The sequence below is a fragment of the Emticicia sp. W12TSBA100-4 genome, assembly GCF_040253585.1.
Lineage (GTDB): Bacteria > Bacteroidota > Bacteroidia > Cytophagales > Spirosomataceae > Emticicia.
The window spans coordinates 25356-49616 of record NZ_JBELAU010000014.1 but is presented as its reverse complement, the minus strand read 5'-3'; the positions used below and the strand labels follow the sequence as shown (position 1 = coordinate 49616).

The window sequence follows — 24261 nt, the reverse complement described above, 5'->3', positions numbered from 1 at the left end:
TAACAAAACTAAGATAAAAATGATTAATATTCAAGGAAAAGTCTCTAAAAGTTCTTATACAAGTAGGCAGTTTTTGAACAAATAACGGTTTTAAGATCCTTTTTATTGGATTAAAAATAAAATTATTCCCCTAATTTTATGGACATATTTCGTGGGTATAACGATTTATAATTTAGTAATGATTCAAAAGAAGATATTTCGATTAAAAAGAACTATCTTTACAAAAATGATATTTTTAAATAGCCTCAATGAAATTACGAGTGAATTGTCAAATTGACTACCAATGTGCCGAAAATGTGCCATTAATTTTAATGCTTCGTCCACAAACTGGAGCCGCACAACAAGTTTTACAAGAAAGTTTATCATTTAATCCTGAAACTCATTTTACAGAGTTTCAAGATAATTATGGTAACCTGAATCAAAAATTAATCACCCCGATTGGCAATTTTAAAATTGAAGCCTCGGCGGTTGTTCTAACATCAGATTCAATTGATGTAAATTTTGCAGCAGGTGCGGTAGCTCCGCAATTTATTCCAGATTATGCTCAAGTTTATATATTGCCAAGTCGATATTGTGAGTCAGATTTATTTTTACAGATGGCTGCCGAAATTACACAAGATTTCCAAACCGGATATGAGAAGGCAAATGCAATCTGCCAATGGGTAAAAAATAATATAACGTATCAATATGGCTTTAGTTCATCATCTACTTCTGCAGTTGATATCAATCAGACTCGTATTGGTGTTTGCCGTGATTTTTCGCATTTAGCCATTGCATTAAGCCGTGCCATAAATTTGCCTGCTCGTATGGTTGTGGGATATTTGTATGAATTAGACCCAATGGATATGCACGCTTGGTATGAAGTTTATCTTGAAAATCAATGGTTTACTTTTGATGCTACCCAAGCACAAGCCAAAGGAAATCGAGTAGTTTTGGCTTACGGGCGTGATGCCAGCGATGTGGCTTTTGCTACTCAATTTGGTAATATTTATCTCAACAATATGCAAGTATCAGTAGAAGCAGTCTCATAAATCGGTGAATTATTTATTAATTTTGCCCCAAACAACTTATATTTTAATCATCAGAAATAATTAAGCTGCAAAATTCGTTACAAAAACGTAGCATTTTTATTATCTTTGCACCCATGTTTTTAAAAAGACCTCATATCGCCCTGTTGTTTGTTAGTGTTTTGTTGTTTTCGGCTTGTTCAAGCAAGTTTATGAAACTGCAAAAGAAAGGAACTACCGAAGAAAAATATAAAGCTGCTAATGATTATTACAAAAAAGGTGACTTCTACAAAGCAGGCATCCTTTTTGAAGAAATCATTCCGTTGTTGAAAGGAGATTCGCTCGCCGAAAACGCTCAGTTTTATAATGCTTATGCTCAATATCAGCAAAAGCAGTATAGCATGAGTGCCTATTTGTTTAAGAGTTTTTATGCTACTTACGCAAATAGCCCAATGGCCGAAGAAGCATTTTATATGTACGCCAATTCGATGTACAAAGATTCGCCAAATTTTAATCTCGACCAATCAAGTACGCTTACAGCTATTGATGCTTTACAGACTTTCATTAATTCATATCCTGAAAGTAAATATGCCGAAAGCTGTAATCAAGATTTGAAAGATTTGAGACATCGTTTGGAAGAAAAAGCCTACGAAAAAGCAAAACTTTATTACAAAACAAGTGGCGTAACGATTGCTAACTTTAAGGCAGCGGTTGTAGCGATTGATAATTTCCAAAAAGATTTTCCTGATTCGGAGTATATTGAGGAATTGTCGTTTTTGAAAGTACAGTCACAATATGATTTGGCAACGGTAAGTTTTGAAAATAAACAAAGAGAACGCTTTACTGATGCTTTAAAATTTTATGAAGACTTTATTGATAAATATCCAAAAAGTAAATACATCAAGCAAGCTGAAAAAGTATATGATGGTTCGACAAAAGGTTTAGAAAAAGCCGTTAAGTACGAACAAGAAGTAAAAGAACTAAAAGCTAAAGAAGCGGCAAGAGTGGCGAAGGAAAAGGAAGATGCTGCAACCAAAAAAGAAGAAAAGGCAGGAAAAAGTTGAATTGACACATAAGTGTTTTGTAAATATAGATTATAAGTAAATCAAAAATAAAGTTCCTTTGAAAGTAAGGACAACATAAAATATGGCAATAAATCCTTCAATCATTGCAAGAGACGTTGATAAATTAGCCGCTAAAACAGGTAATGTTTATGAGTCGGTATATATTGCATCGCAACGTGCCAGACAAGTGGCTATCAAAACCAAAGAAGAATTAACCCAGAAATTGGGTGAATTCGCTTCAAATATTGATAACTTGGAAGAAATTTTTGAAAACCGTGAGCAAATCGAAATCTCAAGATTCTATGAGCGTCAGCCAAAACCAACTTCAGTTGCATTGGAAGAGTTTATGGAAGAAAAAGTAGAATATCGTTGGAAAGACGCTGAGTAATTTCTTGTAGAAAGACTTTTTAAGGAAGACTTCGCTGGGCGACATTCGCTCTAAGTGAAGTCTTCCTTTTTTGGTTTATTGGTAAATCAGAACGGATAATCAACCGCAATATTCAGAATTAGGTTTTGTTTTCTCCAAGTCTTTTCAAAAGGTTTTATGTCTTGAATGACCCAACGCTCTCCTTCGGGTAGCCACGGCTTGCAGAATGGCGTGGCAAGGTCGAGACGGAGTTTTACGTAAGTAAAATCAAGGCGTAGTCCAAGTCCACCACCAACGGCCAGTTGTTTGTAGAAGTTTTTGCCAAAAACACTATTCTCAGAATAGCCAAGAGCATCGTTATATTTGGCCAGCCAAATATTTCCAGCATCAATAAACGCAGCTAAGTTGATAATTTGACTCACTTTTATACGTAACTCGGAATTGAGTTCGAGCTTAACATCACCATAAGCTGTTGTAAAAATTGAGGTGCTATCACCGATAACATCAAAATCTCCAGGCCCAATCGACCTTGCTCTAAAAGCCCGAATGCTATTGCTTCCACCCACAAAATATTGCTTGATTTGCGTCGGTAAACTTTTAGAGTTTCCATATGGTAAACCATAACCCAAAATTACCCGATTCGCCAGTCTAATACTTGGGGTTAGGTCTAAATAATATCGAGTTTCTAAGTCGAAACGAGCGTACTGCTCAAAGACTGTATTGGCTATGCGTTTAGAATCATCCGCTTGTTTTTTTACAAAAAGGCCAGCAAGATTTCCAGCAATATCAAAACCTGCATTCAAATAAAAATAGTGCCTACTTTTCGGTGCTTGAATAGGCGTATAAACGATGTTATACTGACCGCCCAAAATTAATCTTGTGATTAGAATTTGGTCGTAGCGTAATAAATCTTGGATATTACTGCTTCTGAAAATTCTATCAACAAATTCTTCACTGATATTTTTTGGCCTAATCAGATTGATTGAAAGGGGCGTAAAATTATGTTCTACGGCGGCATTTTTTCTTAAATTATAACTTAATGAACTTCGTAGCGAGGTAATTGTATATTGATTATAGCGATAAGTACTACTATCTTCATTCATGCCAATACCTTTTTGTACCAGACGTTCGTAGCCCAAATTGATGTTGGTTTTTGGTAAAGCCTGATTTCTTCCCGCCCTAACTCGATAAAAAGGCAATAAAAATCTCGGAAAAGTCAGGTCGGCATCGCCAGCCAGACGATAATAACTGTTTAGGTTTTCATCGTTTATTTTGTTTCCAAGTTGAAAGTCAAAGCCAGTATTGACTCCGATTTTTAGAATTTCTGCACCTTTAAAAATATTTCTATTTAACCAGTTAACCCCCAATTGAGTACCCGCAAGGTTATTAGAGCGAGTAAGTGCATTAAATTCGGCTTGTAATGATTTGTTTTTGAGTGAAGTTAGGTCGTAAATAACATTGATTAGTGCCGAATCGGAGCGATTGACCATTTCAAAACGATTTTTTACGAATTTAAAATTTCGTAAATTAATCAGCCTCGAAAGCGAAGCATCATGCGTTTGACTGTTATAAAGTCGGCCACTACGGAAACTAATAGCATCATTGAATATCTGCCCCTTAAAAGCCTTTTTTGAGTCAAAAACACTTAATCCTTTTCTTATTTGGACACTTTTTTGCTTGGTACTATCAGAATTATCGACAAAAACCAAAATATCTTTGATAGTATATTGCTTGAGCGAGGTTTGAGTAATATTAGGTTTGAGTTCGAGAAAAAGATTTACTTGTCGAGTATTTTGGTTAGAATCTGCCTTAATGATTAGAAAATCGGGGCGAAAATAGTAATAGCCATTGAGTTTTAGTGCTTTATCAATGCGGTCACGCTCCAGTTTTATATTATCGAATCGGTAAGGCTCACCAACTTTTAATAACGAACCAGCTTTTGTTTGCATCAAACTTTTACTAAAAGCTGAAGTGTCTTTTTGTATAAATTCTACTTTACTAATTGTGTAGCGAGGTTTCACATTTGCCACATACATGGCTTCTGCTTTTTTACCTTTAATAATTAATTCACCAATAGCAGTAGAGCGAAAATAACCTTCATTATTCAAATAGTTACTGATGATTTCGGTATTTACATTTACAGCTCTTTTACTGGCCAATACGGGTGCTTCTCCAAATTTCTTTCTAAACCAGTTTCTTACTCCTTTTTCTTTCTTAGGCTCGCCAACCACATAATAAAACCAAACTTTATACGGAAACCCAAAAATTGAACTGTTTGGAACTGGGCGAATAATGGTTTTTAGCTGCTCATCGAGTGCTTTGGTTTCATTTTTAGTAAAACTGGAATCGGTTGCGGTCTTTATTTTTGCTCCTGTATATAGACTTTCTCCTTGCGGAATATATTTACTTACTGAGCATGAACTAAGAAAAAAACATGAGAGACAAAATAAAAAGTAAATTCCGCACTCTTTTGTTTTCTTTCCGAAAAAAGAAAAATTGTAGATTTTGCGATATAAAGAAGGCATATTTCTCATTTTTTCTTTTCAAATAACTCTTTAAAGTACTCGTAGTCGAGCGTTAGCGTAAATGCTACCCCAGTTTCTACCACAAAACCATCAAGAATGGCCTGGTACTGATTTTTACGATAAGCACTAAACAAATAACGTCCATCTTTACTGAGGCTATAATTGAGCGAAATATTATCTACAATCTCGGTAGAAGTAGCGGCCGAAGTAGTGTTTTCGAGTTGGAAATTACGTCCAATGGCAACTTTCAGACGGTCGTTTAAAAATGCTTTACTCAAACCAACGTTTAAATCTGTACGGGCTTTATTGCCTGCATCGGTATTCATTGAAGTTGAGTTAAGGTTAAAGTCAAGTTTGATACCTTTTATTAAATCGCCAGCCAATAAATTGAGTTGGTCGGTAAGTAATTTACTCACACTTTGGCGAGCAATGGCTTCGGGGTTGATGCCCGAAAAGAAATCGCTTGATTGTTCGCCTAAAAATTTATTTAAAACCAATAAAGCAAAAACCTGTTTGTTCATCTCAACAGGATTTTGTTCAAGGCTTTTCAGATAACCATCTTTTTCGATTTCGTTGGCCAAGTCAGTAGGGGCGTTTTCGGCAACTACCACTTTAAAATCAACAACTGGACTTGATAAATTTCCACTCATTTTTAGCTGAACTTCGAGCGGAACTTTATTTTTTCGGGTAGTTTGGTTCGTTGTAACTAATTTCGGAACCTCCGCCTCAATATTATAAACCGCCGTGATGTCAACCTGTGCCTGCATAGGGTCGCCAGTCCAGAGGAGATTACTGCCTTTCTTGATTGCAAATTCTTTTTTCAAGAACTGAAATGATAAATCGTAGCTGCCCGAAGTCAATTCATACAGCCCCAAAACATAAGGCTGTCCGCTTGGTGTAATACCCGTATTGAGTTGAGCATTTCCTTTCACTTTGATATTATCGCCATTGAGTTCGTCAACTACGATTGTTAGCTGAGATTTATCATCTACTTCAATATTGAGTGAAACTTCTTCTACGAAATTATAAGTGGCGGCTAATTCGCTCGAATCTGCTTTGGAGAGATTCTCAGCGGCTGGATTTTTTAGATTTACAAATTCTACAATACCGTCAGTTTCGGCTTTGTCAATTTCTCGGTCGGGTAGAAGTACCGTAATATCGCTGCCATTTTTTAACTTTACACTTCCTTCGATAGCGGGTTTTGACCCAACTCCCTGCACATTCAAATTGGCATCAACGAATCCTTTTCCGTAGAAAAAATCATTGTCTTTACGGCTGCCGTTTAGCACCATAAAGTTTTTGGTATCAATATTAAGTTTATAATTAAAGTTGGGAATATTTTGAAGTGAAAGACTACCATTGATGCTCATGTTTTGCCCCAAAGTGTCGGCAACGGTAAATTTATTGAAAGAAATAACACTATTTTTGAAATTCATTGACTGATTTTGAATGCGATAGATTGCTCCTAATTGAGCTAAACTAAATGAAACCGTGTCGAATTTTATCGCTCCATCAAGTACGGGCTTGCTTGGTTCGCCTTTCAGATTGAGTGAGCCACTTAGGTTACCACGGGCATTTTTTAATTGTCCAAAACTAAATGCTTCTACTGTTTTTGCTCCAATCTTGTTGATGTCTATTATAAAATCAAGTGGTTTCTTTTGCTTTAAAAGATACTTCCCTGTGATATTTACATCGTTATTATTTCCCAAAATAGTCGCCAAAACGTTGACTCTGTCAGAAGTTTCGTTGGTGGCATTGACTTTTAAATCTCCGATTGGAATTTGGGTAAATACAAAGTTTTTGATAGCTAAATCACCCGTAAATTCGGGAGCATTCATGTAGTCAGTGAGCTTAAATAAACCATTGAGCGTACCGCCTGCCAGTGTTGAATCTTGCGTAGCGATTGTGACAAATGGCTTGATATTAAGGCTATCAATCTGAATATTGAGTGGCGAATTTGGTGTGGTATTTTGACTATTAATTGTCAGTCGCTGTTTGTCTTGTCGGAGTTGTAAATGATTGATGTAAATACCTGCGGGACTGTATTCGAGATAACCAGTCGAATCGGCTTCCCATGCTCGGTAGTCAATTAAGGTGCCTTTTTTGGCGAGGTTTAGCCTTAGTTTTTTATCAATCGAACGAAGATTTGCTGCCAAACCGTAGCGAGTTGCATTGAGCGAATCCTTGGCAAGAAGGTTTAAGTCTAAAACATTATTTTCGACTTCACCGCCTACAAAAAGACGACGAAAACGGTAATTGCTGAATAGAATTTGAGATACATTTCCTTCGTATTCGGCACGATTATTTGCTCCGAATATCTTAAATCGGGCATTGTTGATGCTCGAAGTATCGTACTCAATTTGCGGAATAAACATATTGGCTTGCAGCGTCGTATCTCGTTGATTATTGATTTGAGCGTTGAAGCTGATAGTATCTAATTTGGTGATTCCCGTAACAAAACTTTTGATAATCGGATGATTGTTTAGTTTTGCGTTAATGCTCAAATCATAAGGCGTTGTGATAGGCTGATAAGCAATATCGGGTAAAGCAAAGTATTTATTGACCTCGGTCAGCAAAATATCGCTCAATTGCGTGTAGATAAATTTTCCATCAATTTGGGCATTCAAAAATGGTGATTTCAGGCTAATGTCTCGTCTGTTGTTGATATTACGAATATCCAAATCAATGCTATCGAGTGGAATTGCTTTCCCATCTTTACTTAAAATAGCGTTGTTTATCAAGATTTTACCAAGTGGGTTTTCGGGGTTTGTCGAAACCATATTCATCTCAATATCACCTTTCAGACTCAAATTTCCAGCATAAAGTTTGAGTTTATTAAGGTCAAGCTCACCGATATTTACTTTTGCTTCGATGGCTGGATATTCATCAGCCAAATTAACTTTTGTACTAATGACTACTTTAGCATTTTCATCATTGACCGACGCATTAAAATCTGCTATTTGGTCTTTTATTGTTCCTTTTATTGCCAAATTATTGTATTCATAACCTTTCACTATTGCTTTTTTGGCAATTCCATCAACGGTAGTATTCATTGTTTTTGGGTCGAAACCTGTGCCTTTTATTGTGGCATCGAGTGTGAGTTTGCCTACATTTTCGGGCTGTTTGGTGAGTCTCCCTAAATCAAATTCTTGTAAGGTGATTCTGCCGTCATAAATCTGATTTCGTTCGGCAGTTATATTTTTTAGTGCACCTTTAAAAGCCGCACCACCTAAATCAGAATCAAGTGAAGCATCAAGTAATAAATTTTGTAAACTACCTTTTATTTTGCCTTCAAGATTCACAAATTGAGGCAACTCAATACTTTTCGGAATCGCACTATCACCTGCCATTCGCAACATATCGGCTTTGGTCATGCTCAACGCACCGAGTTCCATATCAAGTGCCATTTTATCGGTATTGGGCAAGCCAACGATTTTGCCTTTGACCTGCAAATGTGTTTCTCCGAATCCATCAACGGTCAATTTCGATACCACGAGATTATTTACTCGGCCACTTACCTCTCCATCTACCTTTATTATTTCGTTGGTTTTTCCTTTGAAAGTTGGATTTTCGGCCAACGATGGTACTAAAATTAATAAATCTTTTACTGCCAATTGGCTCTTTTTGAGATTGAGTTTTACTCCAACATTGCCTAAGTTTTTACTGAAATCATCGACCGAATTATATTGCATTGCCAGTTCATCTTGCAATAAGGTATTCGGAGTTTTGATAATTAATTTCTTTAAAATCAGAGCTTTATTGGTGTAGCTAAACGCTGAACTGATATTCTGAACATTCAAACCACTTTTTTCTTGGAAAGCAGTATTTTGCAAGATTCCTGAAATTTGGTTTTGAGCAAAAACAAATTTATTGAGCTTGAAGCCTAATTTTTCTATTGAAATACTATTTGGGTTAAATCCTTTAGTAAGACTTTTAGCACCCCCATTGGGGGCGGGGGCGACCGACGCTTCGGGGGCTTCGTAGCGAAGATTAGTATTCTTAACCTCAATTTCACCCAAATTCAAAGTCCAACTTTTGCTTTCAGTAGTATCTTGTCTAACCGTCGGGGTAGGTTTTTGAGCGGTCTTAGCAAATTCTACAAATGCAGTTGCATTACTAAGCGACACTTTCGGTAGTTTGATTTCTTGGTTTTCTAAGTGAATTTTATCACCTTCGGCCTGCAATGTGTCGATTTTTCCACCACTTCTCATACCGTCTTCACTATTTTCAAACAACCAACTGATATTGTTTAGATTGAGCTTTTTGAAATTTACATCAAGCGTATCCGAATCTGATGTTGGTGGAGTGCCAATATTTGCAGTTTTTTCTAAAGGTTTGTATAAATTGAGAATAACCGAACCTTGATTTCCGTTAATAGATGAGAGGTAATATTGCGATTGATTGAGATTAAATTTATCGAATTTTGTTTCCAAAAAGGCAAAATTTGCATCGGCATCCGTTCCCAAAACTGCATCTTTGTAGGTGATATGCACATTTTGTAGTTTCACGGCTTTCATGCCCACATCAAATGGTTTTGAGGGTGTTTTTGGTTCGACGGCTCCCGAATCAAATGCTTTGAGAATAAAATTAAAGTTGAAAGTAGTATCGGGAAGTGTACGATTTACCTTCAGACGAATGCCTTGAAGTTCGATTTGATTAATATCAGCTCGGTTTTGTAGCAAAGCCAGCATATCAATGTCAAGATATAGGCGTTTGCCTGATATTAAAGTATCCTTTGATAGGTCTTCGATATAAACATTTTCGAGCGAAATCCAGTCAGGAAAATCAAATCTAACTTTTTGAATTTCAACTTTTGTATGAAGTTTTTTTCGTAGGTACGAAACTATCTCTTTTGTCAGAAAATCTTGTCCAGTAGGCGATTGAATGTACATAACAATACCGCCTATTAACAAAGAAATTCCAACTAAAACCCATATTATTATGTGGAGAAGTCGTTTCATCAAACAAATTTAACCAAAAACTGCGTACTTTTAACGAATTAAATTAATACTTAGCATGAAGGTTTTGATTTTTATTCCGAATTGTTACAATTTTGTGAATTATAGTTAAATACTAAAAAATCGTGCCAGCATATTTATCCATGACACGCACAGCGTGCCATGGAATAGCTCATCGTGTCATGCTGTGCATGGCACGGATAAAATAAAATCCAATAAATAACCATTCAAACGACATACAATTGAGCTTAAAGAATAAAAAAATATTATTAGGTGTTTCGGGAAGTATTGCCGCCTACAAATCGGCTTTATTAGTCAGATTATTGGTCAAAGAAGGGGTAGAAGTGAAAGTCATTATGACCGAATCTGCCAAAGATTTTATTACGCCATTGACGCTTTCTACTCTTTCAAAGAACCCAGTTTTATCCAATTTCGTAAAAGGAGATTCGGGGGAATGGAATAACCATGTAGAGCTGGGGCTTTGGGCAGATTTGATGATTATTGCTCCAGCATCGGCCAATACACTCGCAAAATGTGCGAATGGTATTTGTGATAATTTATTGATAGCCACCTATTTATCAGCTAAATGTTCGGTGTTTTTTGCTCCCGCAATGGACTTGGATATGTATAAACACCCAAGTACTATTGAAAATATACGTAAACTGACTTCTTATGGAAATCAAATCATTAATGCCGAATTTGGTGAGTTAGCAAGTGGTTTGATTGGTGAGGGACGTTTGGCTGAACCTGAACAAATTGTGCATGAATTGACTCGTCATTTTTCAAAAATACCTGTTTTTCAAGGAAAAAAAGTATTGATAACGGCAGGCCCAACCCAAGAGCCAATCGACCCTGTGCGGTTTATTAGTAATCATTCTTCGGGCAAAATGGGTTTCGCAATTGCCGAAGCTTTCGAGATGGCAGGAGCAGAAGTTATACTCGTAAGTGGCCCAGTTTCGATTACATCGCCCAAAGGTGTGAAAGTTGAAAAAGTACAATCGGCACAACAAATGTTTGAGGCAACCGCCAAATATTTTACTGAAAGCGATATTGTGGTGCTATCAGCCGCCGTTGCTGATTATACACCACTGCACGTTGCCGATAAGAAAATTAAGAAAAAAGAGGATACTTTTAATATTGAACTCACCAAAACGACTGATATTGCTGCAACGCTGGGGCAGCAGAAAAAAACTGGTCAGATAATTGTAGGTTTTGCTCTCGAAACCGATAATGAGTTTGAAAATGCCAAAGGAAAACTCGAACGCAAAAATTTTGACTTCGTGGTTTTGAATTCATTACAAGATAATGGAGCGGGTTTTCGTTATGATACAAACAAAATCAAAATCATTGACCGAGAAGGTAATATTTTTGATTTTGATTTAAAAACAAAAAAAGAAGTTGCACAAGATATTTTGGAAACTGTAAAAAGGAAATTTTAGAAGCCTTTTCAGTAAAATTATCCATAAAACCAATGAAAAAACTTATATTATGTGTTCTAATAAGCTGCTCATTAGGCACTTATGCCCAAGAACTTAACTGTAACGTAACGATTGTTTCTGACCAGTTACAGTCGCAGCAAGCCGCCGAAAAACAAGTTTTTGTTGATATGAAAGCTGCCATCAGCGATTTTATGAATGGAAAACGCTGGACAAATGATATTTATAGCCAAGAAGAACGCATCAAATGCAATTTGATTATTACGTTTACGAAATCTCCACAGCAGAATGTCTATCAAGGAAATGCTCAATTCCAGGTGATTCGTCCTGTTTATAATGCAACCTACGAAAGTATTGTGTTGAGTTATGTAGATAGAAATTTTAATATTTCGTTTACCCCCGAAGACCGTCAGATGAACTTCAACGAACTCACTTTCACCAATAATCTTACGTCGATTTTGGGTTTTTATTCGTTGATTGCTCTCACGGTTGATTATGACTCGTTTAGTAAATTGGGCGGAAACCCATATTTACAGCGTGCTTATAATATTGCAAACTTAGCTTCAAGTGCTGGCCAAGGCGGTTGGGAACAGTCAGGCGACCAACGCAATCGTTATTGGTTGGTAGAAAATTTACAAAATCAGCAGTTGTTGCCTTTCCGTGAAGGACTTTATTCGTATCACCGCATCGCACTTGATAATTTCACGATTGACCCAGTTGGCGGTCGTAAACAAGTTTTAGATTTATTGAATTCGATAAGAGAGATGCAAAAACTAAAGACTAATTCGGTATTGTTGACGAGTTTTATGAATGCCAAAAATCAAGAAATGGTCAATGTTTTTTCGGAAGCTACCAAAGACGAAAAACAGAAAGCATTCGCCGTATTATCAGCCGTTGACCCTTCAAAGACCGAGCTTTATAGAAAGTTGGTGAAGTAGTTTTGAAATTTTAAAATAAGTGCTATAAAATAAAAGCCGTTGCTCTATTTTTTGAACAACGGCTTTGTAGTTTTACTCGTCCCAAAGATTTGCAATGGTATAATCACTGCCTTCTAAACACCAAAAATCTCCTTTAATATATCTATAATGCTGGTCTAAAGCACTCATAGCTTCCAGTTGAGTGGCTGTAAGGTCGATATCTGCTGCGGCCAAATTCTGTGTCAATCGTTGCGGATTAACCGATTTTGGAATTACAGAAGTACCTCTACAAATTGCCCAAGCAAGCATTACTTGTGCTGGTGAACAACCGATTTCTGATGCAATAGTTAGAATTGTCTGATTCTCGAAAAGTTTTGGTTCACCAACTGAAATTCTGCTTGCGGGTCTATCAGCAGAACCAAGTGGACAAAAGCCAGTCAGAATAATATTATTTTCGTTGGCAAAGTTTAAAATTGCTTTTTGTTGAAGAAAAGGTTGTAATTCGAGTTGTAAAACTTCGGGACAAACGCCACTATCTTCCGTAATTTGCTTGATTTTTTTGATACTGAAATTAGAAACCCCAATATGTTTTGTCAACCCTTTGGTTTGTAATTCAATCATTCCTTGCCAAGTTTCAGTGAGTGATACTTCATTGAGGCTCACTAACTGTTCACCACTTTGGGGATATGCAATATCATATTGGTGTACAACTGGCCAGTGAATAAGATAAAGGTCGAGGTACTCCAATTGTAAATCACGAAGCGTAATTTCGATTGCTCCTTGAATATCTTCTTTTCGGTGGCGATTATTCCAAAGTTTTGAAGTTATCCAAAGTTCTTCTCTGGTCACTTCTCCATTTTTGATAGCATCGGCAATGGCTTGGCCTATTTCTGCTTCATTGCCATAAATAAAAGCACAGTCGAAATGTCGGTAGCCAATTTTTATTGACTCTCGCATGGCTTTATACACTTCTCCTTTGGCCGATTTCCAAGTTCCTAAGCCCAGTGCTGGCATTTTATCGCCATTTTTAAAATTTAGATATTTCATTGTTGTTTCTTTGGGTGTAATTTTATAGAAAAAGAGGAGATTTTAGCCTCCTCTTTTCGTGATATTTTATGAAAATTGTTTAACCACTGAAATACCGCTCGGCGGTCCGATAAGAAACACTAAATTATACCAAGGTTCTGATTTCAAAACCAAAAAATTGGGGTAATGTTTTAACAATTCATCATTAAAAATTAACCATTATTTCAGTAACCCCATTTTTTCATGATAGCCAAATCTTCCTTCATGCAATCAAGCGGTGCTTTACCTTGATATGATTCTTGTTCGATGATAAACTGTGTTGTTCCGCCCGATTTTTTTCCCATATCAATAATATCTTTTACTCCGATAACGCCCGTGCCGAGAATTGCACTTTCCCAACCAATATGCTCAGTTGCACTCTTGATTTCGTCTTTTACGTGCATCAATTCAAATCTGCCAGGGTATTGTTTCAATAAATCGGCAGCACGTCCGCCGCCACCGTACATATTACCGATATCAAGCTGTTGAGCAACCAAACTTGGGTCAGTATTTTGCATAATTATATCATAAACCTTGATACTGCTGAGTTTTAGGCTAAATTCAAAATCATGATTATGATAGCCAAATTTCATACCTGATTTTTTACAAAGCTCGCCCGATTTATTGAAGACATCCATAAAATACTTCAATTGCTCTAAATCTTTACGCATACTAATATCGAGTGATGGGCTAATGACATATTTTTGTCCACAAATGGCTGCATCTTCTACTGTTTGTTTCCAAGAATCAGTAAAATCTTTTGTGGTTTCGTCCCAGTGTTTTTTACCCATAACGGTATGCCCACTTGGCATTTTTAGGCCTAAATCATCTAAAATTTTGCGGAATTCTTTGGCCGAATATCCATAAAACTTGCGGTCGATATAGTTGGCGTGTTCTACGTGTGTATAACCCATTTCGGCTATTTTCTTTAGGCTGCTAAGTGGGTCTTTTTTCATGTCTTCTCTAATAGAGTAGAGCTGCACACCCACTACGTGTTTTTCTTTTTTTGCAGCAAATAAATCGCTCGAAAAAGCGGCTGTACCTGCCAGTGCCAATGCACCTTTTTGAAGAAATTCTCTTCTTTCCATAAGTTTATCGTAGGTTTTGATAGATTGAATTTTAAAAGTAATGATTTTATAAATAAGGCGAAATCGAAAGTTTGATTAAATCTACTAATTCTTCATCCATAAATTGATACTCGTCGGGAATATCTAAGACAATTAATTCTTTTTCATCGACCACCGTAGCAAATCTTTGACTGATTCGTTCTTTGTGTTTCTTTTCCATTACAAAGATTATATCAGCCCAGTTGATTAACTTTTCGGTAATTTTTATGCGTGCTGAAGGCTCAGTTCCAGCCGATTTCACTTGATGTTCTTGACTATTTTTGAATATTTCCTCAGCCGTTGGGCTTCGCCACTGATTTCTGCTACATACGAAAAGTAGATTCATTTATTGGAAGTTAAAAATTGATTGTTTGTCATTAAAATTATTCAAAAAACATTAAATTTGTAATATCATGCAAACAATAAATGAGAAAATAGATAAGCTAACTAATTCAATTGAAAATGCTTTTACAGGCGAGCGTTTCTTAACTGATATTATGCCAGGCCAGTTTCACTAAATGAAATAATTACCAAAGATTGGGCTTTTGATTGGAAAGCTGAAATTAATGCTAAAGACCGTCAAACTTTTAAATTAGTAACTCGTGGAAATGAAGCTATTATTCAAGGTTTGATTAGCCTTTCAGATGGTAAAGACCACATCTATATGAACTTAATTGAAAGTGCAAGTTTCAATCGTGGCAAAAATAAATTATATTTAGGTGTCGCTGGAAACTTATTTGCTTTTGCTTGTAAATATTCCTTTGATGTTGGGTATGATGGTTTTGTGTCATTAACTGCAAAAACATCTTTAGTTAAACATTATCAAGAAAATTTAAAAGCAAAGATTTTGAGCGGTTCAAGGATGTATTTAGACTCAAGTGCTGCGAATTTCCTCATTAACAAATATTTTAACAACTAAGAATATGAAAACTAACCATAATGTCGAACCTGATTTTGCTGTCATAAACAAACCATTACCAGAGGCAGACAGAAAAAAACTTTCAGAAATTATAGCGAAAGCAAAGAAAAATAACCCTAAAAAGTTGTTAGCCACCTGTTGAAGCTCACTCCTTAGTCACCACTTCATCTAAATTCATCATGGCATTGGCCGTAACTGCCATAGCTGCCAATGATGGGGAAGTATCTGAGCGACCAAAAAATTTATAGGCTTCCACAGGATTTTTGCGATATTGTTGTTCGGTTTGGTGATAAAGTTTGGTTAAAATTTTCAACTCTCTTTCGTCAATATCTCGCATCATAATTTTATTGAAACCTGCCTGTATCTGTTGTTCGGGTTTTTTACCTTTCTTCAACATACTTTTGGCCAACTCTTGTGCTGCTTCTACGTACGCAGGGTCGTTGAGGGTTACGAGTGCTTGCAAAGGCGTATTCGTCCGCAAGCGTCTCGACTGACAAAATTCTCTGCTCGGTGCATCAAACGACATCATCGAAGGATACGGTGAAGTGCGTTTCCAAAATGTATAAATCGCACGACGATGTTTATCTTCGCCATTTGAAGTATTCCAAGATTCGCCACTCCATGGCGACTGCCACATTCCTTCAGGCTGATAAGGCATCACACTTTTACCGTACATTTTCTGTGATAAAAGTCCACTTACGAGCAATGCTTGGTCACGTACTTGCTCGGCTGTGAGCCTGATGCGTGGACCACGAGCCAAAAACTTATTCGTTGGGTCTTTATCGAGCAAAGTTTGGTTGACTGCCGAAGATTGTCGGTAAGTACCAGACATTACCATCATTTTAAGCAATTTCTTTACGCTCCATTGCATATCATCTTGAAATGTAATAGCCAGATAATCAAGCATTTCGGGGTGAGATGGAGCAAAACCTTGTGTGCCAAAATCTTCAACTGTTTCTACGATTCCAGTGCCGAAAAGTTGTTCCCAAAAACGATTTACAATCACTCTTGAAGTAAGTGGGTTTCTGCCATCGACCAACCATTTGGCAAAACCCAGTCGGTTTCGAGGATATTCTTTTGGCATCGAAGATAGATATTTCGGGACATCGGGTTTTACCTCATTACCTTTTACGAGCCAATTCCCTCGTTCAAAAATATGTTGTTTGCGTGCTAAATCTCCAGTGCCTTCTACCAAAATCGGACTGTAATCAGCTTTTGCGTTCAGAATTTCTTTATATTTTGCTTCAACGAGTTGATAGTCAGGCGTTTCTGCAAAAGTATTCTGAAATGCTACCCATTTGATTTGTAACCATTCTTTCGGAGTTTTTGGATTGGTAAATACAAAATATAAATCATGTTTACCTTCCAATTGCGGTAAATTATAAAACATTACCGTATCACGAGTTTTAAAAATCGGGATATTCAAAATAATATTCCCATTTAAAGCATTATCTCGAATCTGCAATGTGCCTTTTTCATTGCCAGTATTGAATGTCATCAGCATTCGGTTTTTGCCTGTAAGCGTTACATTTTTTAGTCTCCCATAGCCAGTGTGTTGAAGCCCCAAATATTTGGCATCGAGCAGTGAAGATGTAACTGGCGATAGTTGTTCAATATCGTGAGAATTGAATTTGGGCTCTAAAACTCGGGCAAAATGCTCAAATTCTTGAGCTTTTTGGGGCGTACTTTTGCTCAGAATCCATTTTTTTATTTCTTGAATCTTGCTCGAATCTTCCTTTTTATAGAATCTCAAATAGGGTGTTTCGCTCACCACATCTTCATCACGAGTATTGTTGAAAAACGCCATCGTTTTATAATATTCTTCATGAACGAAAGGGTCGTATGGGTGTGTATGGCATTGCACGCAGGCCATTGTAGTTCCTTGCCACACATCAAAAGTAGTATTCACTCGGTCGATTTGAGCGGCTACTCTAAACTCTTCATCAACTGTTCCACCCTCATCGTTAGTCATGGTATTTCGATGGAAAGCCGTCGCAACGAGTTGATTATCAGTTGGTTGTGGTAATAAATCACCAGCCAGTTGCTCAATCGTAAATTGGTCGAAAGGTTTATCTTCGTTAAAAGCCTTGATTACATAATCTCGGTATCGCCAAATATTTCGGTAAACGTCACGTTCATAACCCTTGGTGTCGGCGTAGCGAGCCAAATCGAGCCACATAGCCGCCCAACGTTCGCCATACGCAGGTGAAGCCAGAAGTTTATTCACTACTTTTTCGTAGGCATCTTCCGATTCATCTTTCAAGAAATCTTGTAATTGCTGTTCGGTAGGAGGGAGGCCTGTTAAATCTAAATAAACACGGCGTAGTAATGTGCCTTTTTCGGCTTCGGGTGAGTGTGAGAGTCCTTCTTTTTTGAGTTTATCCAATACAAAATGGTCGATTTCGTTTTTAGCAAAACGGGTTTCGTCATCTTTAAATAGTCCGATTCGAGCAAAAAATCCGCCAACCGATGGAACACTTGGCTTTTCGGGTTGCTGATAGGCCCAATGTTCGCCCCATTTTGCTCCACCATCAATCCATTTTTTTAATATCTCTATTTCTTCTTTTTTGAGCGGCTCTTCGTTTTTAGGCATTCGCTCATCCAAATCATTCGTAATGAGGCGTTTATAAAACTCCGAATGCTCTGCATCGCCCGCCACAATTGCAATTTTTCCTGATTTTCCTTTTGTATTGATGGCTTCGTGCGAAAACAAAAAACTCAAATTAGCGGCTTTTTTTACGCCTCCATGACAAGCCACGCAGTGTTTATTTAAAATCGGCTTTACTTCAGTATTAAAATCAACTTCATCTTTGAACGGATTGAAGCTAAACGCCATTGAGCCAATGACAGCTGCAACGGAGGCACTTAGAAGAAATATTTTTGAGCTTTTCATAGATGTCTATACAAGTATGGGTCTTACAAATTTAAGACTTTCGTGCTGATTTCATATAAATATTTTGTGAGAATAATTTATATTCAAAATATCATCACTAAATTTAGCCATTCGACACACCTTTTGCTTGGATTGTATGAAATGAGTTGTAGAATCCTCGAAATACCCAAAAGTTTGTACCGCATTTGAGGTATATAGGATGTAGGAATTAGGTTTTAGGACAAACCTCTTTCTTTACTAAATACCAAAAGTTATATATAATTAATGCGAATACAAAAAGCTAATACCTAAAATCTACGTCCTAAAATCTAAAAACAATGAGCGATTTTTTATCAAAACTAAAAGGTATTTTTATTGTTCAGACACCCGCCGAAGGGCAAACTGCCGAAGCTACTCCTGCAAAAACAGATACAGCTGCCAAACCCGCAGTAACAACTCCAAAAGCTGAGGTAGTTACGCCGACGGGCAAAGTTTCGGATAAGTTTTATGAGATTCTGTTTGGAGCAATGGAAACAAATAATCAGCCTGGGTTTGATTATTTAGAGTACAAAAAGTCTTTGCAGACACTCGCCAAAATGCCAATGGATGAAGCTACCCGATACAGTTCGGCTTATGCGGCGGCACAAGCAATGGGCGTTTCGAGCCAAGCTTTGAATGATTCGGCACAGTTTTATCTTAATGTATTGAAAACCGAAGACTCGAAATTTCAAGAATCGGTCAATGCTCAACGCCAAAAACAAATCGGAAGTAAAGAAAAAGCTATTGCTGACCTTGATGCCACCATTAAAGCCAAAGGCGAACAAATTGCCAAACTCACCCAAGAAATAGCTGCTCATCAGGAAGATATGGGCAAAATGAAAGCCGAGATTTCGGAAGCGGTAGTGAAGATAGAAACAACCTTGAGCGATTTTCATGCAACATACAGCGATTTAATTGGCCAAATCGGACAAGATGTTGAGAATATGAAGAAGTATTTGAAATAGAAAATGTAGTTTTATCAGAGAATAAAATTTTACATTATCCATTTTCAATTATTCATTAAAATATTACCTAAACCAGTAGGAGGTTTGCCCCTCTCTCAATGGTTATCAATCATAAAATAAACAAAACTCCCCTTTAGGGGCTGGGGGTGCTTAAACAATGGAATTACAAGAATCAAAACCTAAATCATTTTGGAATCGCCCAGAAGGCACTACTGGGATGCTTTTTGCCGCAGGTGCATTATTGGGTGGAGGATATTTACTATACCAAGCATTGCCATTTCTGATAACTTTGGCATCAAATACGCTCTATTTAGCAGGTTTGTTAATTGTTTTGGCGGCCGTTATCTACATGATTCTCGACCCCAAAATGCGAAATTTGATTTTTTATATTTATAAAAGTATCATGCGTTGGGTTACAGGTCTGTTTATTCAACTCGACCCAATCGGAATCTTGAAAACTTATATTGATGAACTTCAAGGTAATTTGGGCAAGATGAATCAGCAAATTTCTAAGCTGAAAGGGCAGATGATAAATCTGAAAACTATCATCGAAAATAATAAAAAACAGATTCAGAATGACCTCACTTTGGCAAGTAAAGCCAAAGAAACCGATAAACAAGCCATGATGGTGCTTAAAGCCCGTAAAGCTGGCCGTTTGCAAGAATCGAACATGAAACTCGATGATTTGTACAAAAAAATGGAAATTCTTTACCGTGTTTTGGGTAAAATGTACGAAAATTCAGAAATCATGCTCGAAGATATTAAAGACCAAGTGGTTGTGAAAGAGCAAGAACGTAAGGCGATTCGTGCGAGCCATTCAGCGATGCGTTCGGCGATGAATATCATGAACGGCGATAAAGACCAACGTCAAATGTTTGATATGGCCATGGAATCAATCACCGATGATGTGAGCCAAAAAGTAGGCGAAATGCAACGTTTCATGGAAGTTTCTTCAAACTTCATGGATTCGATTGACCTACAAAATGGTGTATTTGAAGAAGAAGGTTTAAATATGTTAGAGAAATGGGAGAAAGAAGGCGTGTCGTTGCTTTTGGGCGATGATAAAAAAGCCTTGATTGCTGGAAGTAGTGTATCTTCAAGCAAATCTTCGGGAAACCAATACGATAAATTATTTGAGTAATTTTTTGAAATATATTGATAAATATAATGGTGGTCAGAAAAGTTTCTTGACCACCATTTTTATTATATAGTAACCAGTTTCCCAGTAACAAATCACCAATAAACTACCTCATTACTTCAATAAACTTCCCATCTTGATATTTGATAATTGGTACAATCTGATTTTCGTTTGAGCCGTTAGTATAATCAAAACCATCTAAAGTATAGCCTTGTGTATATTCAATCGCATTTAAGACCGTGCGAAGTTGGTTTTTGCCATTATTGAGCATTCTTGCGTAAAAAAGCAACATATCATATCCCCAATAACTATAATAGGAAGGGGAAATATTTTGCTCATTGAAAAATGTACTACGGAAATTTTTAACTTCATCTTTATCTCGATTGATATAATCTAACTGAATCAATGAAAGCTCTCGATTAAAAATGTTGAGTGAAGAGCCTTCAAAGTCAAATGCCGATGAAGCCGCTATGATTGGTGAGGTAATTTTCTTTTTATCCAGAGCATTGATCACTTTTCCACCAAAAGTCTCTTCGCTTCCCGAAATAAATATATGGCTTGGGCGGCGGCGAGTATCTATATCTTCGGCATTTGTGAATTTTCTTATTGTAATTACTTCAACTCCTGCTTTCAAGGCTTCGTCACGATACGCATAGGCAAAGGTTGAATCTTTCCGAGTATTTCCATAATAAATTGCTACACTTCGGCCGATTGTCTGGGTCTTCATATATTCCAAAGCCTTTGCCGACTGTGTTTCAAATGATGGTGCTGCCAAAAAAGTGTTTTTGTCGTTGGTAACTAATTGACGGTTATTTGAGAGCGGATGAACTTGCACAACATCATTCGATTTAGCAAAAATATTAGCAATCTTATTTGCCTCAGGGTAAAGCGGCCCAATCAATAAATCAACTTGTGAAAACTGATTGTCTTCTACCAAAGCTGAAATCAAACTTGCATCACGGTCAATATCAAACGTCAATAAATTAACATTTATTTGCTCCGTTTCGAGTTTGTTTTTTGCCAATTTCATACCTGCATACAAATCATAAATGTATTGATTAGAGCGATTTGATTTACTGGCTTCAAAATCATTGAGTCTGAAAGGAAGCAAAATGGCAATGTTTACTACACCTTTATTATCTCTTCTTGAATTTGTTTTTTTTGTTATTGTAGGATTTTCACTTAAATTAAAACGATTCGTCAGTCGGTCAGAAATCTCTAAATCTTCCTTACTTACATTTCTACTTTTTTGAATATTATCAACGAGTAATTGAGCTATAACTGCATTATTAGGGAATTTTTGATTCAATTGTTTTAGTTGTGTGCGGTCACTTACTTTACTAAAGTGGTAGTAAAGCATATTTTCAATATCTTTTTTCAGAATTGTTCCTGAAATACGGTTGAGGTATTGCATACCTTCATCGACATAATTATCTGATAGAGCGGCGTTTGCATAGAGATAATATGCTTCGTCGATTTTATCCCAATCGGGAAAACGCTCAAAAAGTTGACGTAAAACTATGCGTGTCTCGAAAAATTTATTTTGCTTGAATGAACACAGTGCGTGATAAAAATGGGCATAGGGCACCATCGAATTGGTGTATTTTCGATTGGTGAGCGGGGTTAGTTCGCTTTGGGCTTCAAAATACTGTTGGCCAGCGTATAGCTGCACGGCTTTTTTGTATTTTAGGGCATATTCCCTTTCTGAAAGAGTAGCTTGTTGAGCCACTAATGCGTGCGTTATCAGCAAAAGGATGAAAAGACTTTGGCACCTTTTCATAGGTTAGAGGTTTAGTTGAGTTTGATGATGGATGTTTGATGTTGAATGTTTGATTTAGTAATCATGAAATTTATTTTTTGCTTTCACAATATAGCTAAGAACTAATCTTCTATATTACTAAATATTTATTGCACGGGTGACACCGTATCAAACATTCATCATCAAACATTTACCATCATAAGATTTATTTTTTCTTTTTCTTTTCGTCGTTTTGTAACTTACGATTCTCCTCAGCCAATTTTACTTGATTTTCCATGAATTGTGCAAACTTACCTTTTTTAGCAGCTTGCGGATTCGCTTTGAACTTAGCCTTATTTTCATCTAAGATTTTACGAATTTTATCTTCATCAACGAAACGACGCACAATTTGTTGTTGAGCAATCGTTACAACGTTTGAAACTAAATAATAGAAACTCAATGCTGCTGGGAAACTATTCAAAACAAAAAAGAACACAATCGGGAAAACATAACTCATTTTCTTCATGTCGATTGGCCCTGGCTGGTCTGGCGTAATTTGATTGTTATAGTAAGTAAACGCCAAACTTGAAAGTGTCATCAAAACTACAAACAAACTAATGTGATTGCCTACAACTGGCAAGCTTGTTGCCCAACTGATTGGATAATCATAAGTTGAGAGGTCATTGGCCCATAAGAAGTTTTTTTGACGGAACATGATCATGTTTGGAAACAAGAAGAATACCGACATCAAAATAGGCATCTGTAATAGCATCGGCACACAACCACTCAGCGGATTTACACCCACTTGTTGGTAGAGTTTCATTTGCTCTTGTTGCATTTTTACTTGGTCATCACCCACTTTTTCTTTCAATTCGGCGAGTTCTGGTGCCATAACACGCATTTTAGCCGAACTAATATATGACTTATAAATGAGTGGCGTAAGCAAAGTTTTCAGCACAATCACAACAACGATAATCAAAAGACCGTAGTTGCTCATAAACGATTCGGCCAATTTGAAAAGTGGCACAAACACATAGCGATTGATTGGTTTCACGAAGTCATAGCCTAAGTAAACGTTGCGGTGAAAACCATCAGCTACTGTTTTTACTATATCATAATCGTTTGGTCCGAAATAAAAACGAAAATTTCCTTTACCTGTTTTCAAATCAGAAATGGCCAAATTTGCATCAACTTCAACCGTTTTTACAATATTTTGGTTGTTTTCTGGGGTAACGAGTTTGAGTTTTGCTCCAGTTAATGGTTGATTCTTAGCTACAAAACCCGATACAAAATATTTCTGTTTGAACGAGTACCATTTGATTGGGTCTTCGGCCGTTAGGTCGGCATTACCCGAAGCATTTGCTCCTAAATCATCAAAATCATCTTCTTTGGCATTCCAAAAATTGATTTGAGCCGATTTACGGTTTTCTTCGATGTCATGCTCTAAAACCTGTAAGTTATCTTGCCAGAAGAAACGTACTGGTTGATTCTGCACAAGGGCATCAACACCCACAAAATTAATGTCATAATCAATCGTATAGCCTTTACCTTTGATGGTATAAACTTGTTCGATGTATTGGTTTTGACCTAAATTTAGTTTGAAAATCACCTTAGTCGAATCTCCTTCTTTCAAAACAGTTGCTTTATTTTCAGATGCGAAATAAAGTTTTTTTAAGTCGATTTTACCTTTGTTGGTTTGTACTTCCAAGCTCATTGTCGAACTTTTAGAGTCGAGCAAAACCAATGGATTTTTTGAACCTTTCTGAAAGTCTGAATACGTTGAATAGTTTTTCAGAACCGCTTCTTTGATTGACCCACCAAGTGTATTGAAAGTGAATTTTGCATCTTGGTTTTCGATAACTATATCTTGGGCTGTACCTGTAGCTGCACTGGCGAAATCGCCAAAAGTAGCTTTTAGGGCTGTTGTATCTTGCAATACATTGGATGTAGCAATTGTTTTGGCTTCCGTTTTAGGGGCAACTTTTGCAGGCTCTTCGGGTGGAGTTTGAGGCATAAAATACATATAACCTGCCCACATACACATCAACAACACGATTCCGATAAGCTGATTTCTATCTACTAATTTTTCCATTAAAGTTTAAAAATACGTAAAAAATATAAAGGCATTCATTGAGAGATGCCGTA

At 36.8% G+C, this 24261-nt stretch carries 17 protein-coding genes; 9 read left to right on the top strand and 8 right to left on the bottom strand.

Translation table 11 applies throughout. The annotated features are described in order from the left end of the window. The first annotated feature begins 248 nt into the window (after window positions 1-248). The 3 genes from ABR854_RS20200 to ABR854_RS20190 all read left to right on the top strand — a co-directional run bounded on the left by ABR854_RS20200 (window position 249) and on the right by ABR854_RS20190 (window position 2459). Complete coding sequence (locus ABR854_RS20200) at window positions 249-1031, top strand: transglutaminase domain-containing protein (protein WP_350267664.1); 783 nt, start codon at window positions 249-251, stop codon at window positions 1029-1031. A 113-nt stretch (window positions 1032-1144) separates the two neighbouring features. Further along, complete coding sequence (locus ABR854_RS20195) at window positions 1145-2071, top strand: outer membrane protein assembly factor BamD (protein WP_350267663.1); 927 nt, start codon at window positions 1145-1147, stop codon at window positions 2069-2071. An 82-nt stretch (window positions 2072-2153) separates the two neighbouring features. Further along, window positions 2154-2459, top strand: coding sequence for a DNA-directed RNA polymerase subunit omega (locus ABR854_RS20190; protein ID WP_350267662.1), 306 nt, complete (start codon window positions 2154-2156; stop codon window positions 2457-2459). A gap of 86 nt (window positions 2460-2545) precedes the next feature. Here the strand turns inward: ABR854_RS20190 and tamL are convergent, their stop codons facing one another. Both tamL and ABR854_RS20180 read right to left on the bottom strand, forming a co-directional pair. Further along, window positions 2546-4963 carry a translocation and assembly module lipoprotein TamL gene (gene tamL / locus ABR854_RS20185; RefSeq protein ID WP_350267661.1) on the bottom strand — a complete coding sequence of 806 codons (2418 nt, stop codon included), beginning with the start codon at window positions 4961-4963 and terminating at the stop codon, window positions 2546-2548. A gap of 5 nt (window positions 4964-4968) precedes the next feature. Further along, on the bottom strand, window positions 4969-9924 hold the full coding sequence (locus ABR854_RS20180; RefSeq protein WP_350267660.1) for a translocation/assembly module TamB domain-containing protein: 4956 nt from the start codon (window positions 9922-9924) through the stop codon (window positions 4969-4971). A gap of 239 nt (window positions 9925-10163) precedes the next feature. Between ABR854_RS20180 and coaBC the strand changes: the two genes are divergently transcribed. Then, entirely contained in the window at window positions 10164-11360 is a 1197-nt protein-coding gene (coaBC, locus tag ABR854_RS20175; protein ID WP_350267659.1) for a bifunctional phosphopantothenoylcysteine decarboxylase/phosphopantothenate--cysteine ligase CoaBC, read from the top strand. Window positions 11361-11392: 32 nt separating this feature from the next. After that, window positions 11393-12295: a type IX secretion system protein PorD gene (gene porD / locus ABR854_RS20170; RefSeq protein ID WP_350267658.1), complete on the top strand. Its 903-nt coding sequence runs from the start codon at window positions 11393-11395 to the stop codon at window positions 12293-12295. A 72-nt stretch (window positions 12296-12367) separates the two neighbouring features. On the opposite strand, the gene ABR854_RS20165 is transcribed toward porD, so the two are convergent. From ABR854_RS20165 to ABR854_RS20155, 3 genes are all read right to left on the bottom strand, one after another. Next, on the bottom strand, window positions 12368-13321 hold the full coding sequence (locus tag ABR854_RS20165) for an aldo/keto reductase (protein WP_350267657.1): 954 nt from the start codon (window positions 13319-13321) through the stop codon (window positions 12368-12370). A gap of 203 nt (window positions 13322-13524) precedes the next feature. Then, a complete protein-coding gene (locus ABR854_RS20160; protein ID WP_350267656.1) occupies window positions 13525-14427 on the bottom strand; it encodes a sugar phosphate isomerase/epimerase family protein in 903 nt (300 codons plus the stop codon). Window positions 14428-14473: 46 nt separating this feature from the next. Then, window positions 14474-14791 carry a low molecular weight protein tyrosine phosphatase family protein gene (locus ABR854_RS20155; protein ID WP_350267655.1) on the bottom strand — a complete coding sequence of 106 codons (318 nt, stop codon included), beginning with the start codon at window positions 14789-14791 and terminating at the stop codon, window positions 14474-14476. Window positions 14792-15109: 318 nt separating this feature from the next. On the opposite strand from ABR854_RS20155, the gene ABR854_RS20150 reads away from it, so the two are divergent. After that, the gene (locus ABR854_RS20150; RefSeq protein ID WP_350267654.1) at window positions 15110-15364 is read left to right on the top strand and encodes a hypothetical protein; all 255 of its coding nucleotides are present in this window, start codon (window positions 15110-15112) and stop codon (window positions 15362-15364) included. Window positions 15365-15368: 4 nt separating this feature from the next. Continuing rightward, window positions 15369-15506 (top strand): hypothetical protein, encoded by a 138-nt coding sequence (locus ABR854_RS20145; RefSeq protein WP_350267653.1) that lies wholly within the window; start codon window positions 15369-15371, stop codon window positions 15504-15506. 3 nt (window positions 15507-15509) lie between these two features. On the opposite strand, the gene ABR854_RS20140 is transcribed toward ABR854_RS20145, so the two are convergent. Beyond that, window positions 15510-18257 carry a DUF1553 domain-containing protein gene (locus ABR854_RS20140; protein WP_350267652.1) on the bottom strand — a complete coding sequence of 916 codons (2748 nt, stop codon included), beginning with the start codon at window positions 18255-18257 and terminating at the stop codon, window positions 15510-15512. 317 nt (window positions 18258-18574) lie between these two features. On the opposite strand from ABR854_RS20140, the gene ABR854_RS20135 reads away from it, so the two are divergent. Both ABR854_RS20135 and ABR854_RS20130 read left to right on the top strand, forming a co-directional pair. Then, a complete protein-coding gene (locus tag ABR854_RS20135; protein WP_350267651.1) occupies window positions 18575-19240 on the top strand; it encodes a hypothetical protein in 666 nt (221 codons plus the stop codon). 157 nt (window positions 19241-19397) lie between these two features. Next, window positions 19398-20381 carry a hypothetical protein gene (locus ABR854_RS20130; protein WP_188768531.1) on the top strand — a complete coding sequence of 328 codons (984 nt, stop codon included), beginning with the start codon at window positions 19398-19400 and terminating at the stop codon, window positions 20379-20381. A 103-nt stretch (window positions 20382-20484) separates the two neighbouring features. On the opposite strand, the gene ABR854_RS20125 is transcribed toward ABR854_RS20130, so the two are convergent. Next, window positions 20485-22158 (bottom strand): ABC transporter substrate-binding protein, encoded by a 1674-nt coding sequence (locus ABR854_RS20125; RefSeq protein ID WP_350267650.1) that lies wholly within the window; start codon window positions 22156-22158, stop codon window positions 20485-20487. 184 nt (window positions 22159-22342) lie between these two features. Then, a complete protein-coding gene (yidC, locus tag ABR854_RS20120; protein ID WP_350267649.1) occupies window positions 22343-24208 on the bottom strand; it encodes a membrane protein insertase YidC in 1866 nt (621 codons plus the stop codon). Between the last annotated feature and the right edge of the window lie 53 nt (window positions 24209-24261).